Below are 14,912 nucleotides of genomic sequence, written 5' to 3' on the forward strand. Positions count from 1 at the left end.
GCGGGGCCGGGGCCGTCGGGTCCGGAACTCCCTCCCCTTCGCTGCCCCCGCCCGGGCGACGTCAATCACAGGCGACGGCACGGCGGTCTCGGCACCTTCGGAAAACCCGCAGGTCACAGCTCGAATGCCCTGAGGTTATGGATCTCTTCCGGACCAGGCATTGGACGCATGCCACGCATCGGCCCAGTCTGGGGAGTGAGCCCCGGTCGCGATGTCGGAGGAGGAGCCATGGGCACAGGGAGCAGCACCGCCGACGGTGTCCTCCGCATACGTGCGCGGCGGCGCCGTGCCGGACACGGCCGTACGACACCGGCCGCAGACACGCGACCGGACCTTCCGCGCCGCACGTCGCTCCCGTGGTGGCCGCGCCCCCTTCACGTCCGCGTGCCCGGATCGCTGCCCCTGGCCGCGGCGGCGCGAGGGGCCGTCGCGCTCGCGCTGCCCCTGCTCGTCGGGCTGGCCACCGGGTGGGTCGTGCTCTCGGCGATCGCCGCCATCGGCGCCCTGTGGGGGGTGAGCCAGGACGGTTCCGACCCGTACCGGGTCCGGGTGCGACGGCTGGGCTGGACCGGGGTGTCCAGCGCGCTCGGTCTGCTCGCCGGTGAACTCGCCCTGCGCAGCGGGGAGCCGGCGGCGGTGGCGGGGTGCCTGGTGGTGGCAGCGCTCGTGGCGGGCGGTGTCGGCCTGCGCGGGCGGATCGCGTCCGTGTCGGGCATGCACCTGCTGCTCGGCGTCACCATCGGCAGTGGCATCCCGGTGCCGGGGCCGTGGTGGCAGCCGCCGCTGGCGCTGCTCGCCGGTGTCCTCCTCGTCCTGGTGCTGTCCTCGGCCCCGTGGCTGTGGCGCCGGCACCACGTCGAACGGGCCGCCCTGCTCGCGGTGTACCGGAGCGCGGGCGAGGCCTTGGCCGCGGCCGGTACCGGTGCCGCCGAGGAGGCCCGCCTGCGGATGACGCTGGCCCTGAACCACGCCCACGAGGTGATGGCCCCTCATCTCGCCCCGCGCGGGCGGCGGCGGGCCGGGGCCGGGGACCTGGTCCGGGCGTTCCACCACGCCGTGCGGCTGGGCGAGGCCGTGACGGCCCTGGTGTGGGAGGACCGTGCGCTGCCGCCCGGCCTCATCCGCGTACCGCGGCACCTGGCCGGACGGCTGCTGCCGGGACACCTCGCGGCCCCGGAGGACCGCCCGGTGCTGCCGGCACCGGTGTCCGGCTCGCCGGGCGGGCGCGCCCTGGCCGAACTGGTCAACGCCGTCGACGGGGAACCGGAGGCATTCGACCTGGAGTTGCGCCTGCCGGTGCACGAGGGGCCCGGGCGGGCGGCACGTGTGCGGTACGCGCTGCTGCTGGCGGGGTGCGTGCTCGCCGCCCATGTGCTCGCGGAGGTGCTGCACCGGCCTCGCGGCTACTGGCTGCCCATGACGGTGGCCTTCGTCTACAAGCCGGACTTCGGCCCGCTGTTGCCCCGGGCCCTGCACCGGTGCGTCGGCACGATCGTCGGCGTGGCCGCCATCGGGGCGGTGTCCGCGGCGGCCACGGGTACGTACGCCGTGGCGGGTGTCGTGGCCGTGTTCGGCGCGCTCATGGCCATCGGTGTGCGGCACCACTACGCGCTCGCCACGCTGGGCCTGACCGCTGTGGTGTTCGTGCTGCTGGACCTGCTGGGCGACCATCGTCCGCTGTACGGCACGCGGGTGGTGGACACGGCGCTGGCGTCGGCGCTGGTGCTCGTCGCGCACTTCGCGGTGTGGCCGGATTCCGCCGCTCACCGCGCGAAGGCGCAGACCGAGGCCGCCGTCGCCGCCGCCCGGCGCTACCGCGACGCCGCGCCGGGAGCGGGCCCGGTCCGGCGGCAGTCACTGCGCCGAGCGGCCTACCACCGGCTGGCCGAGGCGCGCCGGACGGTCGCTCACGCGCGGCGCGAACCGGCCCGCCGCGGGCGGCCGCTGCCCGACTGGGAGAGCGCGATCACCGCGGCCGAACAGCTCTGTGACCAGGTGACGGGGCGTGTGGTCGCGGGCGCGGCGCGGCCGGCCCGGTAGCGGCTTCCGGCCCGGTAGCGGCTCGCGGCCCGGCGCGGGCGTGACCCATGCAGCCTCCGCCTGGATCGTCGGCTACCCATGACAGGGAAGAATGGGAGCATGGATATCCAGGTGCTGCGTTCCTTCCAGGCCGTCGCGGAGGGGACGACGGTCACCGACGCCGCGACGGACGCCGGTGTCACCCAGCCCGCGCTGTCCCGGGCCCTGGCCCGGCTGGAGGACGAGGTCGGCGCCGAGCTCCTGCGGCGTGTCGGGCGCGTGCTGCGCCTCACCCCGGCGGGCCGGGTGTTCAAGGAGTACGTCGACGGGATGCTCGACAACTACGACAGGGGCCGGCGTGCCGTGACCGAGATGGTCCACCCCGACTCGGGCGTGGTGTCACTGGCCTTCCTGCACACCCTGGGCACCTGGCTCGTCCCCCGGCTCGTCACCGACTTCCGGCGGACCTTTCCGAGGGCGCAGTTCGAGCTGCACCAGGACGGCGAGATGGGGCTGACCCGGCACCTCCTGGAGGCGACCGCGGATCTGGTCATCACCAGCAGCGACCCGGGCCACCCCCTCATCACGTGGCGGCGGCTGCTCGTCGAGCCGCTGCTCCTGGCCGTGCCGTCCCGGCACCGGCTGGCCGGGCGCCGCCGGATCCGCCTGGCCGAAGTGGCCGACGAACGGTTCATCCTGCTCAAGCGGGGATACGGGCTGCGGGACATCACCGCGGAGCTGTGCCGCGAGGCCGGCTTCGCGCCGGTCATCGCCTTCGAGGGCGAGGAGGTGGAGACCCTGCGCGGTCTGGTCGCGGCGGGGCTCGGGGTGTCCCTGATCCCGTCGTCGCCGGACGTCACGGCGGCCGCCGAGTCCCCGATCCGCTATCTGGAGATCACCGACGTACGGGGCGCCCGGGACATCGGCATCGCCTGGCTGAGCTCCCGCGCCGTGCCACCGATCGCCCGGCGCTTCTGCGACCACGCGCTGCGGGCGTCGGCCGGGGAGTGAATGTCCCTCCTGTTGCGGGAAGTCGAGACATGTCCGACCTTGTCCGGGCGGCCCACGGGGCGTCGACCTGCGCGCAGCGCGACCGGACCGGCACGCGCAGTGTCCCCGGGGACTCGGGTGGGAGGCGGCACTTCCGCACCACGGGGACGCATGTGACACTGTCGTCCCCGTCCGCCGTGCGGACCCGCTCCGCACCGTCCGTCCCCACCTGAAGGGCGCCGTGCGTTCCGTATCCCTGCCCCTGGCCCTGACCGCCCGTCTGTCCCCGGTGGTGGTGCTCGCCGCGGCGGGCTGGGCGTTGTCGTCCGGTCCGCTCGCCACGCCGCAGGCCGCCGAGCAGCAGCCGGCCGAGCAGAAGACCGAGAGCCGGTCCGCGTCCGCTCCGTCGACGTCGACGGTGTCGAAGGCGTACTCGGCCGCTCCCGCCCCGTGCGAGAGCGTCGCCGAGAAGACGGTCGAGTCACTGGTGCCGGGCGCGAAGACGGCCGGCAAGGAGATACCGTCCACCGACACCGAGCTGCGCCGCACCTGCTCCTGGAACGCGCTCAAGGGCTACGACTACCGCTGGCTCGACGTGTCCTACGAGATCATGCAGTCGGACGAGGCCGCGCGGAATTCGTACGCGGCCGGTGTCGAGAAGAACAGCGGCGGCGGGGCCGTACCCGGTCTGGGGGACAGCGCGTACTCGGTCGTGAACCTCACGACCGAGGACAAGCAGGAGACCCGTGAGGGCGTCGTGATCGCCCGCGCCTCCAACGCGCTGGTGACGATCACCTACAACGGCAGTGACTTCGAGTCGAAGAAGGCGCCCGGCACGGACACGATCAACAAGGGCGCCATCAAGGCCGCGAAGGAAGCGGTGGCCGCGCTGGAGAGCGACAGGGGCTGATCCGCCGCTCTCCAGCGCACCTCCCGGTCAGGCGGATGCGCGGTCGCGGCCCCGCAGGGCCATCAGCGCCAGGTACAGGACCATGGACGTGCCGAGGCCCACGGCCCAGCCGTAGTCGGCCAGATCGGCCAGCGCGGGGATCGGGCGGCCGTCGATCAGCGGTTTGAAGCTCGCGCCGCCGACGGCCAGGACACCTCCGACCGCGAAGGCGACGACGGCCCGCCAGTTCCAGCCGCCCTCGTACCAGTAACGGCCGCCCGGGCGGTACAGGTCGGCGAGGTCGAGCCGGGAGCGGCGCAGGATCCAGTAGTCGGCGATGAGGATGCCGGCGACGGTGCCGAGCAGTCCGCCGACCAGGCCGAGCCAGGTGAAGATGTAGCCCTGCGGGTCGGAGTACAGCTTCCACGGGAAGATCAGCACGCCGAGGACGCAGGTGGCGAGGGCGCCGGCCCGGAAGCTGATGCGCCGGGGCGCGATGTTGGAGAAGTCGAACGCCGGGGAGACCAGGTTGGCCGCGACGTTGACGGAGAGCGTCGCCACCAGGACGGTGACCAGTGCGAAGAGCAGGCCCGCCGTGTTGTCGGTCTTGGCCGCGAGCTGCACCGGGTCCCAGATGGCCTCGCCGTAGACGGCCTGGGAGCCGGAGGTGACCATCACCGACAGGAAGGCGAACAGGGTCATGGTGGTGGGCAGGCCGAGGGCCTGCCCGCGGGTCTGTGCCTTCTGGCTCCTGCCGTAGCGGGTGAAGTCGGGGATGTTCAGCGACAGCGTCGACCAGAAGCCGATCATGCCCATCAGGGCGGGGGCGAACAGTTTCCAGAAGTCGGCGCCCCAGCCGAGCTTGGAGGGCTGGTCGAAGAGCGGGCCGAAGCCGCCCGCCTTGTCGCTCATCCACCACAGCATCACGAACGCGCCGACGAGCACGAAGGGCGCCGCCCAGTTCTCGAAGCGGCGGATGGTCTCCATGCCCCGGTAGATGATGACGACCTGGAGTGCCCAGAAAATCGCGAACGACAGCCACATCGTCCAGGCGTGGCCGCCGACCTTCGCGGCGTCCGTCCAGCCCGATCCGATGAGCTTGCCGGCGAGGAAGTAGATGGCCTCGCCGCCGATCCAGGTCTGGATGCCGAACCAGCCGCACGCCACCAACGCCCGTACGACTGCGGGCAGGTTGGCGCCGCGGATACCGAAGGAGGCCCGGGCGAAGACCGGGAACGGGATGCCGTACTTGGGTCCGGCGTGCCCGGTGAGCAGCATCGGTATCAGCACGATGACATTGGCCAGGGCGATGGTGAGCACCGCCTGCTTCCAGTCCATGCCGACGGCGATGAGCCCGGAGGCCAGGGTCCAGGAGGCCGTGTTGTGGGCCATGCCGACCCACAGCGCGGAGAAGTTGTACGTCGTCCAGGTGCGCTTCTCGACCGGGACCGGCAGCAGGTCCTCGTTGGCGTAGGGGCCGGTGGGCGCGGGGGCGCCCGGGGCGATCTCCACCCGGCCGTCGGCGAGGGTGACTTGGGTGGTCGGCGGTGGCGCCGTGGGAGCGGTATCGGTCATGGGCCGGGCCAATCAGGGGAGGTGGGACGGGAAAGGCCGTGCGGTGAGCCGATGGGGGGTGCGCTCGGGAGCGTCCTGGGCCCCCTTCCCGAACCGCTGGGAAGGGGGAGTTCACAGGGGGTGGGGCGGCGGAGGTCAGCCGTTGACGGCCGGGATCACCCGCGATCCGTAGGCCTCGATCACGGCCTCCTGCGCGTCGTGCATGTCGTAGACGGCGAACTGGTCGACGCCGAGCGCGCGCAGCGCGTCCAGCTTCTCGATGTGCTTCTCGACGGGGCCGATCAGGCAGAACCGGTCGACGATCTCGTCGGGCACGAACTGGGTGTCCGGGTTGCCGGCGCGGCCGTGGTGGGAGTAGTCGTAGCCCTCGCGGGCCTTGATGTAGTCGGTGAGTTCGTCGGGGACGGCGGCGGAGTGCTCGCCGTACTTGGAGACGAGGTCGGCGACGTGGTTGCCGACCATGCCGCCGAACCAGCGGCACTGCTCACGGGCGTGGGCTAGTGCCTCGGGCGAGTCGTCCTCGGTGACGTACGCCGGTGCGGCCACGCAGACGGTCACCTCGGCGGGGTCCCGCCCGGCCGCGACGGCCGCGTCCTTCACGGCCTTGACCATGTACTCGGTGAGGTAGAGGTCGGCGAGCTGGAGGATGAACCCGTCGGCCTCCTCTCCGGTCATCTTCAGGGCCTTGGGGCCGTACGCGGCCATCCACACGGGCAGTTCGGCCCCCGGCTTGATCCACGGGAAGCGGACGACGGTGCCGCCTCCGAGGTCGGCCTCCCGTCCGCCTGCGAGGTCCCGGATTACCTTCATGGCCTCGCTGATCCGGGCCAGGGTGTTGGGCTTGCGGCCGGCGACCCGCATCGCGGAGTCGCCGCGGCCGATGCCGCAGACCGTGCGGTTGCCGAACATGTCGTTGAGGGTGGCGAAGGTGGAGGCGGTGACCTCCCAGGTGCGGGTGCCCGGGTTGGTCACCATCGGCCCGACCTTCAGGGTCGTGGTGTTGGCCAGGATCTGGCTGTAGATCACGAACGGTTCCTGCCACAGCACGGCGGAGTCGAAGGTCCAGCCGTACGAGAAACCGTTCCGTTCCGCGCGTTTCATCAGGCTGATCACCCGCGACGCCGGCGGGTCGGCCTGCAGGACGAGTCCGAAGTCCATCTGCGCCACTCCTAGTTGAGGTACTGACAGGTGGAACGCGGGGTGAACACGCCGTGCCCGGCGCGCCCGGTGTACTGGCGCTCGGTGATGACGGGTTCGCCGCGCGAGAGGACCGTCTCGACCCGGCCGGTGGTGCGTTTGCCCTCGTAGGCCGAGTAGTCGACGTTCATGTGGTGCGTCTCGGCCGACACGACCTGCTCGGCGTGCGGGTCGTAGATGACGACGTCGGCGTCGGCGCCCGGCGCGATGGTGCCCTTCTTCGGGTAGAGGCCGAACATCCGGGCCGGGGTCGCGCAGGCGATCTCGATCCAGCGGCGGCGCGAGATGTGGCCGTCGAGGACCGCCTGGTGGAGCAGGTCCATGCGGTTCTCCACCCCCGGCAGGCCGTTGGGGATCTTGGAGAAGTCGCCGCGGCCGAGTTCCTTCTGCCCCACGAAACAGAAGGGGCAGTGGTCGGTGGAGACGACCTGGAGGTCGTTCGTGCGCAGCCCCCGCCACAGAGCGGCCTGGTGCTCCTTGGGCCTGAGCGGGGTGCTGCACACGTACTTCGCACCCTCGAAGTCCGGCTCGGCGAGGTTGTCGGTGGACAGGAACAGGTACTGCGGGCAGGTCTCGCCGAACACGTTCAGTCCCTCGTCGCGCGCCCGGGCCAGCTCCGCGACCGCCTCCGTCGCGGAGACGTGCACGACGTAGAGGGGTGCGCCGGCCACCTGCGCGAGTTTGATGGCCCGGTGGGTGGCCTCCGCTTCGAGGAGGGCCTTGCGGACCTCCCCGTGGTAACGGGGGTCGGTTTCCCCGCGGGCCAGCGCCTGCTCCACCAGCACGTCGATCGCGATGCCGTTCTCGGCGTGCATCATGATCAGGCCGCCGTTCTCGGCGGAGCGCTGCATCGCGCGCAGGATCTGGCCGTCGTCGCTGTAGAAGACGCCCGGGTAGGCCATGAACTGCTTGAAGGAGGTGATGCCCTCCTCCACCAGGTGGTCCATCTCCTTGAGGGTGTGGTCGTTGACGTCGGAGACGATCATGTGGAAGCCGTAGTCGACGGCGCAGTTGCCCTCGGCCTTGGCGTGCCAGGTGTCGAGGCCCTCACGCAGGCTGTGCCCGACGCTCTGGACGGCGAAGTCGATGATCGTCGTGGTGCCACCCCAGGCGGCGGCGCGGGTGCCGGTCTCGAAGGTGTCGGAGGCGAAGGTGCCGCCGAAGGGCAGCTCCATGTGGGTGTGGGCGTCGACGCCGCCGGGGATGACGTACTTTCCGGTGGCGTCGATGGTGCGGTCGGCTGTGAAGGTGTCGGCGGCGGGTGTCCCCGTGGCTGCGAGGGCGGCGATTCGGCCGTCCTCGATCAGGACGTCGGCGTGGATCTCGTCGGATGCGGTGATGACGAGGCCGCCGCGGACGACTGTACGGCTGCTCATGTCGTGATCGCTCCTCGCGGTGGATGCGTGCCGGTTGTGGGTGGTTGCTCGCGCAGTTCCCCGCGCCCCTAAGGGGCCGTCAGCGGACCGTACGTTCCAGACGCACGGTCCCGGTAGAACTGCCAGCGGTCGCGGACCTCGCGGAGTTTGGCCATGTCCAGGTCCCTCACCACCAGTTCGGGTTCCTTGTCGCTCGCCACCTCGCCCACGAACTGGGCCTCGGGGTCCACGAAGTACGACGTACCGTAGAAGTCGTTGTCGCCGTACTCCTCGACGCCGACCCGGTTGATCGCGCCGACGAAGTACTCGTTGGCCACGGCCGCCGCCGGCTGCTCCAGCTGCCAGAGGTAGCCGGACAGGCCGCGGGAGGTCGCCGAGGGGTTGAAGACGATCTCGGCACCCGCAAGGCCGAGGGCGCGCCAGCCCTCCGGGAAGTGGCGGTCGTAGCAGATGTAGACGCCGATGCGGCCGGCCTTGGTGTCGAAGACGGGCCAGCCGGAGTTGCCCGGGCGGAAGTAGAACTTCTCCCAGAAACCCCTGACCTGGGGGATGTGCGTCTTGCGGTACTTGCCGAGGTAGGAGCCGTCCGCGTCGATCACGGCGGCGGTGTTGTAGAGGACGCCGGGCTGCTCCTCCTCGTACATCGGCAGTACCAGGACGATGCCGTGTTCCTTCGCGAGGGCCTGGAAGCGCCGGACGACGGGACCCTCGGGGATCTGCTCGGCGTACTCGTAGAAGGCCGGGTCCTGCACCTGGCAGAAGTACGGTCCGTAGAACAGCTCCTGGAAGCACAGGACGTGCGCACCCTGAGCGGCGGCGTCGCGGACCGCCTGCTCGTGGACCTGGATCATCGATTCCTTGTCGCCCGTCCAGGCGGTCTGGAAGACGGCGGCGCGGATCACTTGGCTCATCGGGACCTCCGGTCGCTCGGTGTGCCGTGAGCCTAGGAAGTCGCGCGGCCGTCTTTGAGTTGCACCGTGTCACGTCCGGGGGCGTGCGGCGTGCCACCGTGTCACTCCTTCGTGGATTCATGTTTCCCGCCGTTTTCCCATGCGGTTACGCGTTTCACTGCTGTTGCGCGTCGTGCGCGAGGAGAGCGATGTGCACGGAGGCGGCCTGCTCGAAGTCGTCGAGGTTCACCCCGAGGCGGACCTGTATGGCCTCCAGGCGGCGGTAGAGGGCGGGCCGCGACACGTGGTGGAGCTGGGCGGTGCGGGACTTGTTGCGCCCGGTGGCCAGGTAGGTGCGCAGCACCGGCAGCAGATCCTCGTCGGTCTCGCGCAGCAGCCCGTCCAGCTCCCGCTCCGCGAAGGACTGCACGTGCGGGTCGTCGCGCAGCAACCGGATCAGACCCCGCAGGTGGACGTCCTTCAGACGCACGACCGGCGGGAGGTCGAGGACGGCGCAGGAGTCGGCCACGGCGTCCGAGACGTGCTGGGCCTCGCGCAGCCCGGTGGGTACGTCGTCCCAGGCGGCGCAGGGTTCGGCCGCGGCGACGACGGTGTGGTCCGGGCCGGACTCGGTGCGCAGCCGGGCGGCGAAGTGCGCGGCGAGGGCGCCCGCGTCCTGGTCCCGGGGGACGCTCAGCAGCACGGCGGTCGCCCCTTCGGCGAGTTCGGCGACCAGCCCCGGCAGGCCCAGCAGCCGCAGGAGCCGTTCGAGCCGGGCGGGGTCGCCGTCGCGGACGACTAGGGGCACGAACGTACGCCGGTTGACGGGCAGCCCGGCCGCACGCGCCCGGGGCAGCAGTTGCCGTGCCGGTACGACGCCGCTGACCAGGTCGGTGAGCAGGCTCTGCGCGGACTGCCCCTCCCAGGAACACGCGGCGCCGCCGCTGAGCATGCGGTGCAGGACGAGGGCCTCGGCGGCGCGGTCGGCCAGCAGCCGTCCGGTGGCGGTGTCGCCGCGGTAGCCGCACAGCACGATCCGGCCCCAGCGCTCCCCGCGCCCGCCCAGTTCGGCCCGGATCCAGCCGTCGCCCTCGGTGCCTCCCCCCGTGCCGGAACGGCCTGGGTGGTGCCCCCACGCCTGCCGGGCGATGCGTTCCCAGTCGCGCAGCACGTCGTCGACCGCGGGCCGCTCCCCCGCCGTGCCGAGGACGCGGTGGGCGAGGTTGGTGACGACGACCGGGCAGGCGCTGTGCCGTGCGACCTCGTCGAGCAGGCGTTGCAGCGGGGCGCCGGCGGTGATGAGGGCGGTGAGTTCGGTGCGCACGGCCTCGGAGAGGCTGACGGCGGCGAACTTGCGCCGCACCAGGCGCGACTGGACCTCCTCGGTCAGGTCGGCGAAGGGGAAGGGCCGGTGCAGGACGACCATCGGCAGTCCGCACCGCTCGGCGGCCCGGCGCATCACCTCCGGGGCGGTGGGAAAGGCACGGCCGAGTCCGAGGACGACGGCGGCGGCCTCGGCGCGATGCAGGGACCGGACGTACTCGGCCTGCTTGTCCTCGTCACCGGCGAGCAGCACACCGGTGGTGAGGACCATCTCGCCGCCACTGAGCATCACCCCGACGTCGGCCGCCTCGGCGACGTGCACCCAGCGCACGAGCCGGTCGAGATGGCCCGCCCCGGCCACCACCTCGGGCTCCCCGGCGAGTACCCGCTCCAGGGTGAGGACCCGCCGCACCGACAGCGCGGGCTCCAGGGAATCCAGGGTGATGGTCATGGCGGGCCCCTTGTTCAGTGCACTGCTACGGGATGCTCCGCAGAGCGTTCTCGAGGATCGCGGCGCCCTCCTCGGCCTCCGCGACATTGAGGGACAGCGGTGGTGCGATGCGCAGCGCAGTGGTGTTGTGGCCGCCGCCCTTGCCGATCAGCAGGCCGCCCTCGCGGGCCGCCTCCAGCACGGCCGCGGCGGTCTGCGGATCGGCCTCGTCGGTCCCCGGTTTCGTGATCTCGATGCCGATCATCAGGCCGCGGCCGCGTACCTCCCGCACGGCAGGTACCTGCGCGGCGACGGCCCGCAGCCGCTCGATGAGCAGGCCGCCGACGCGCCGGGCGTTGCCTTGGAGGTCGTGTTCCAGCAGGTAGTTGAGGTTGGCGAGGCCCGCGGCCATGGTGATCTGGGTGCCGCCGAAGGTGGAGATGCTGTTGGAGTCCAGGCAGTTCATGATCTCCGCGCGGGCGACGACCCCGCCGACGGACATGCCGTTGCCGATGCCCTTGGCGAAGGTCATGATGTCGGGTGGTCCGTTGCGGCCGTGGGCCTGCCAGCCCCAGAAGTGCTCGCCGGTGCGGCCCCAGCCGGTCTGCACCTCGTCGGCGATCCACAGGATCCCTCGCTCGTGCAGCACCTCGCGGAAGGCGGCGTACAGGCCGTCCGGCGGTGCCGTGAACCCGCCGACGCCCTGGACGGGTTCGGCGATCAGCGCGGCCGGCGCGCGGGTGTGGCCGAGCAGGTCCTTGAGGTCGTCGACGCAGGCCGCGATGTAGGCGTCGTCGCTGAGGGCGGCGAACGGGCCGCGGGTGCGCACGCCGCCGTGGACGTACAGCGTCTGCAGCGGGGACAGCGAGGTCGGCGACCAGCCGCTGTTGCCGGTGATGCCGACGGCGCTGAAGGAACGGCCGTGGTAGCTGTTGCGCATGGCCAGGATCGTGTTGCTGCGCCGATACGCCGTGGCCAGCAGCAGGGCCGTGTCGTTGGCCTCGGTGCCGGACGTGGTGAAGAAGACGCGGGCGTCCGGGATCCCGCTCAACTGGGCGATGCGCTCGGCGAGTTCCACCATCGGCCGGTTGAGGTAGAGGGTCGAGGAGTGGATGATCCGCCCGGCCTGGTCGCTCACCGCCTTGGTCACCTCGGGCAGCGCGTGCGCCGTCATGGTGGTGAGGATGCCGCCGAAGAAGTCGAGGTACCGGTTGCCCTGGGCGTCCCAGACGTGGCGGCCCTCGCCGTGGGTGATCTCCAGGGGCTCCTCGTAGTAGAGGGCGAGCCAGTCGGGGAGCACGGCCCGGTGGCGGCCCAGGAGGTCGTTGGTCACGGCTGCACCAGCCCTTCGTAGGCGTCGGGGCGGCGGTCGCGGTAGAAGGCCCACGTCTGCCGCACCTCTTCGATGAGGTCGAGGTCGATGTCCCGGACCACGAGCTCCTCCTCGCTGTCGCTGGCGACGTCCCCCACGAACTGCCCACGCGGGTCGACGAAGTAGCTCGTGCCGTAGAAGTCGTTGTCCCCGTACTCCTCCTGGCCGACGCGGTTGATCGCCGCGATGTAGTACCCGTTGGCTACGGCCGCCGCGGGCTGCTCCAGCCGCCACAGGTGGGACGACAGGCTCCGGTGGGTCGCGGAGGGGTTGTAGACCAGCTGGGCCCCGGCGAGGCCGAGCTGCCGCCAGCCCTCCGGGAAGTGGCGGTCGTAGCAGATGTACACGCCGACCCTGCCGACCTCGGTGTCGAAGACGGGCCAGCCGAGGTTGCCGGGCTTGAAGTAGAACTTCTCGCGGAAGCCCTTGAGCTGGGGGATGTGGTGCTTGCGGTACTTGCCGAGGTAGGTGCCGTCGGCGTCGATCACGGCCGCGGTGTTGTAGTAGAAGCCGGGCTGCTCCGCCTCGAACACCGGCGCGACGATCACCATGCCGGTCTCGCGCGCGAGCGCCCGCATCCGCCGCACGGTCGGCCCGTCGGGTACGGGCTCGGCCCAGCGGTAGTGCTCCGGCTCCTCGACCTGACAGAAGTAGGGGCTGTTGAAGACTTCCTGAAATCCGATGATCTTCGCGCCCCGGCGGGCCGCCTCGCGGGCGTGCTCCTCGTGTTTCGCCACCATGGACTCGGTGTCGCCGGTCCAGGTGGCCTGGACCAGGGCGGCACGTACGACGTTGGCCATGAGCTGCTCCTTCGACGCGACGTCTGCGCCTCTACGCCCGTAGAAGCGGGCCGTAGAGCCACGAACGTAAGCCTCCGGCACGGGGTTGCCAAGACCATCGTCGCCAACCCGCGGGGCATTGCGCGATTCGCACTCCTGTGGGTGAGTCGCCCGGGGCGCACTCCCGCCGGTCAGGTGGCGAATCCGGCGACCCGCAGGGCGTGCACCAGGTCCCAGTACCGCTCGTCCGAGACACCCCGCGCGGCCTCCAGCAGGAGCGGCACCAAGCGCCGCGGATCGGGCTCGGCGCTGCGTGCGGCCTCCTCGGGGGTACGGGCCCTGACGCAGGCGTCGAGCAGCACGCGCACCTCGCGGTGGCACCCTTCCGCGACCAGGCCGAGGACGGCCCGGCCGATCTCGCCCGCCGGTCGCGCGACCCCCTGCCGCAGCATCTGCCGGCCGTCCTCCGGCCTCCCGGCCGCGACCAGCGCGTCGGCGGCGGCGACCAGCCGCCCGGTGGGCAGCGAGGCGGCCTCCCACAGGAGGGTCTGCCAGTCGGCGTCCAGCCCTGCCTGGTGCAGCCGCGCCGCGAGGAGCGGAAACCGGCCGGGCTCCCAGGCGGCGACCTCGGCCAGCAGGGCGTGGGCCTCCCCGCTGCGCCCCTCGCTGCGCAGGCGGGCCAGCGCGTCGACGGTCCGTCCGACCTCCGCCAGGTCAGCGGCCCCGACGGCACCGGCCTCTCGCGCCGGACGCTCCACCACGGCTTCCTCGGCGGCCCCGGCGAAGCGCGCGCCGCGAGGGGTGCGGCCGGTGGCCGCGGGGGCGGGTGCGGGCAGGGTCGGCACGGCGGCGGGCGCGGCCTCCTCATCCGCCATCCCGGCGAAGCGGGCACTGCCGCGACGGCGTCTGCGCTGCTTGGGGACGGCCGGGGGCGACGCCTGGGGTTCGGGCTCGGGGGCGGCCGGGTGGCGAGCGGGGGCCGGAGGGACGTGAGCGGCCGCGGCGGGTGCGTGCGCCGGGGCTGGGGTTGGGGCTGGGGGCCCGGAAGCGTGAGCGGCCGGGGTGGGTGCTGGGGCCGGTGCCGGTGCCGGTGCGGGCGACGGGGCCGAGCGCACGGGAGCGTCAGCGGCAGAGGTGGGTGCGGCGGCCGGTGCCGGGGCCGGGTTCGGGGCCTCGGTGGCACCCCACGCAACCGGGGGACCCCCCCGCTCACGCCGGTCCACGTAGGCCATCCGTGCCCGCAGTTCCGCGCACCGCGCGCCGGCCCGTTCGTGGTCGTCCCGGGCCCAGGCCAGGTCCAGGCGCAGGGCCTCCGCCTGTTCGCGGGTCGTGGCGGAGGTCAGGTGGCGGGCGAGGGCGGCCTGGCGTTCGGCGGCGTACCGCTGTTCGCGGAGCATGACGTCGAGCCGGTCGCCGAGGGCGTCGCGCGCACCGGGCCGGGTGTCGTACGCGGCGAGCGCGGCGGCGTGCAGGGCGCGGGCACGGTCCGTCTCCGGCCCCACTCCCCCGGGGCCGCACTGCCCGGCGAGGTCCTGCAGCAGGGCCTCGACCACGTCCCAGGGAGGCATCTCGCGGCCCTCCAGACAGGCCCGCATGCCGTCCGGGTCGCGCCGCCAGAACACGGCGCACCAACCGGCGGACGGGTCGAGGCGCGCCAGCAGCCCGTCCAGGTAGGTCGTGAACTCCCCGACTTCAGCCGGGAGTTGATCCGCCGCCATCACTCAACTCCCGTGAGACCGGAGCACTACGCCCCGTAGGCAACACGAGTCGTGTTACGGGAGTGCTACGGGGAGTTTTCACGCGCGGCTCAAGAGCCTCAGACGGCCACCGGCGCGCACCGCCCGGCCAGTTCGTCCATGGACAGGCCGAGGACCGCGGCCAGCGCGGCCACCGTGAAGAAGGCCGGGGTCGGGGCCCGCCCGGTCTCGATCTTCCGGAGCGTCTCAGCGGAGATGCCCGCGTTCGCCGCGATCTCCGTCATGCTCCGGACGCCACGCGCCTCACGCAGCAGCCGGCCGAGCCGCTCGCCGCGTTCGCGCTCTTCGGGGGTGAGAGGGGTGCGCACCATGCCC

12 protein-coding genes are annotated in these 14,912 nt (G+C 72.2%); 3 read left to right on the forward strand and 9 right to left on the reverse strand.

Annotated features, from left to right (window positions below; genetic code table 11):
* The first annotated feature begins 384 nt into the window (after positions 1 to 384).
* The 3 genes from ACIQU3_RS16545 (at position 385) to ACIQU3_RS16555 (ending at position 3,919) form a co-directional block, all read left to right on the forward strand.
* Complete coding sequence (locus ACIQU3_RS16545; RefSeq protein WP_403925651.1) at positions 385 to 2,040, forward strand: FUSC family protein; 1,656 nt, start codon at positions 385 to 387, stop codon at positions 2,038 to 2,040.
* Positions 2,041 to 2,139: 99 nt separating this feature from the next.
* On the forward strand, positions 2,140 to 3,030 hold the full coding sequence (locus ACIQU3_RS16550; RefSeq protein ID WP_403925654.1) for a LysR family transcriptional regulator: 891 nt from the start codon (positions 2,140 to 2,142) through the stop codon (positions 3,028 to 3,030).
* A 220-nt stretch (positions 3,031 to 3,250) separates the two neighbouring features.
* The gene (locus ACIQU3_RS16555) at positions 3,251 to 3,919 is read left to right on the forward strand and encodes a hypothetical protein (RefSeq protein WP_403925657.1); all 669 of its coding nucleotides are present in this window, start codon (positions 3,251 to 3,253) and stop codon (positions 3,917 to 3,919) included.
* Between the two features lie 27 nt (positions 3,920 to 3,946).
* On the opposite strand, the gene ACIQU3_RS16560 is transcribed toward ACIQU3_RS16555, so the two are convergent.
* From ACIQU3_RS16560 to ACIQU3_RS16600, 9 genes are all read right to left on the reverse strand, one after another.
* Positions 3,947 to 5,473, reverse strand: coding sequence for an NCS1 family nucleobase:cation symporter-1 (locus tag ACIQU3_RS16560; RefSeq protein WP_403925659.1), 1,527 nt, complete (start codon positions 5,471 to 5,473; stop codon positions 3,947 to 3,949).
* Between the two features lie 135 nt (positions 5,474 to 5,608).
* Positions 5,609 to 6,631: a TIGR03842 family LLM class F420-dependent oxidoreductase gene (locus ACIQU3_RS16565; protein WP_403733524.1), complete on the reverse strand. Its 1,023-nt coding sequence runs from the start codon at positions 6,629 to 6,631 to the stop codon at positions 5,609 to 5,611.
* A gap of 11 nt (positions 6,632 to 6,642) precedes the next feature.
* Entirely contained in the window at positions 6,643 to 8,046 is a 1,404-nt protein-coding gene (gene hydA / locus ACIQU3_RS16570; RefSeq protein WP_403925662.1) for a dihydropyrimidinase, read from the reverse strand.
* 68 nt (positions 8,047 to 8,114) lie between these two features.
* Positions 8,115 to 8,957, reverse strand: a complete 843-nt coding sequence (locus ACIQU3_RS16575) for a nitrilase-related carbon-nitrogen hydrolase (protein WP_403925665.1) — start codon at positions 8,955 to 8,957, stop codon at positions 8,115 to 8,117.
* Between the two features lie 154 nt (positions 8,958 to 9,111).
* The gene (locus ACIQU3_RS16580; protein WP_403925668.1) at positions 9,112 to 10,710 is read right to left on the reverse strand and encodes a PucR family transcriptional regulator; all 1,599 of its coding nucleotides are present in this window, start codon (positions 10,708 to 10,710) and stop codon (positions 9,112 to 9,114) included.
* 25 nt (positions 10,711 to 10,735) lie between these two features.
* Entirely contained in the window at positions 10,736 to 12,022 is a 1,287-nt protein-coding gene (locus ACIQU3_RS16585; protein WP_403925671.1) for an aspartate aminotransferase family protein, read from the reverse strand.
* Positions 12,019 to 12,861 carry a nitrilase-related carbon-nitrogen hydrolase gene (locus ACIQU3_RS16590; RefSeq protein WP_403733505.1) on the reverse strand — a complete coding sequence of 281 codons (843 nt, stop codon included), beginning with the start codon at positions 12,859 to 12,861 and terminating at the stop codon, positions 12,019 to 12,021. Before ACIQU3_RS16590 ends, ACIQU3_RS16585 begins: the two co-directional genes overlap by 4 nt.
* Positions 12,862 to 13,031: 170 nt before the next feature.
* Complete coding sequence (locus tag ACIQU3_RS16595) at positions 13,032 to 14,558, reverse strand: hypothetical protein (RefSeq protein WP_403925674.1); 1,527 nt, start codon at positions 14,556 to 14,558, stop codon at positions 13,032 to 13,034.
* Between the two features lie 98 nt (positions 14,559 to 14,656).
* Positions 14,657 to 14,908: a helix-turn-helix domain-containing protein gene (locus ACIQU3_RS16600; RefSeq protein WP_403733497.1), complete on the reverse strand. Its 252-nt coding sequence runs from the start codon at positions 14,906 to 14,908 to the stop codon at positions 14,657 to 14,659.
* Between the last annotated feature and the right edge of the window lie 4 nt (positions 14,909 to 14,912).

The sequence above is a fragment of the Streptomyces sp. NPDC101110 genome, from assembly GCF_044759525.1.
GTDB lineage: Bacteria > Actinomycetota > Actinomycetes > Streptomycetales > Streptomycetaceae > Streptomyces.

Coding starts and splice junctions, on each gene's coding strand:
- ACIQU3_RS16550 (WP_403925654.1), top strand. CDS start 2,140: ATGGATATCCAGGTGCTGCGTTCCTTCCAGGCCGTCGCGGAGGGGACG.
- ACIQU3_RS16560 (WP_403925659.1), bottom strand. CDS start 5,473: ATGACCGATACCGCTCCCACGGCGCCACCGCCGACCACCCAAGTCACC.
- ACIQU3_RS16565 (WP_403733524.1), bottom strand. CDS start 6,631: ATGGACTTCGGACTCGTCCTGCAGGCCGACCCGCCGGCGTCGCGGGTG.
- hydA (WP_403925662.1), bottom strand. CDS start 8,046: ATGAGCAGCCGTACAGTCGTCCGCGGCGGCCTCGTCATCACCGCATCC.
- ACIQU3_RS16575 (WP_403925665.1), bottom strand. CDS start 8,957: ATGAGCCAAGTGATCCGCGCCGCCGTCTTCCAGACCGCCTGGACGGGC.
- ACIQU3_RS16580 (WP_403925668.1), bottom strand. CDS start 10,710: ATGACCATCACCCTGGATTCCCTGGAGCCCGCGCTGTCGGTGCGGCGG.
- ACIQU3_RS16590 (WP_403733505.1), bottom strand. CDS start 12,861: ATGGCCAACGTCGTACGTGCCGCCCTGGTCCAGGCCACCTGGACCGGC.
- ACIQU3_RS16595 (WP_403925674.1), bottom strand. CDS start 14,558: ATGGCGGCGGATCAACTCCCGGCTGAAGTCGGGGAGTTCACGACCTAC.
- ACIQU3_RS16600 (WP_403733497.1), bottom strand. CDS start 14,908: ATGGTGCGCACCCCTCTCACCCCCGAAGAGCGCGAACGCGGCGAGCGG.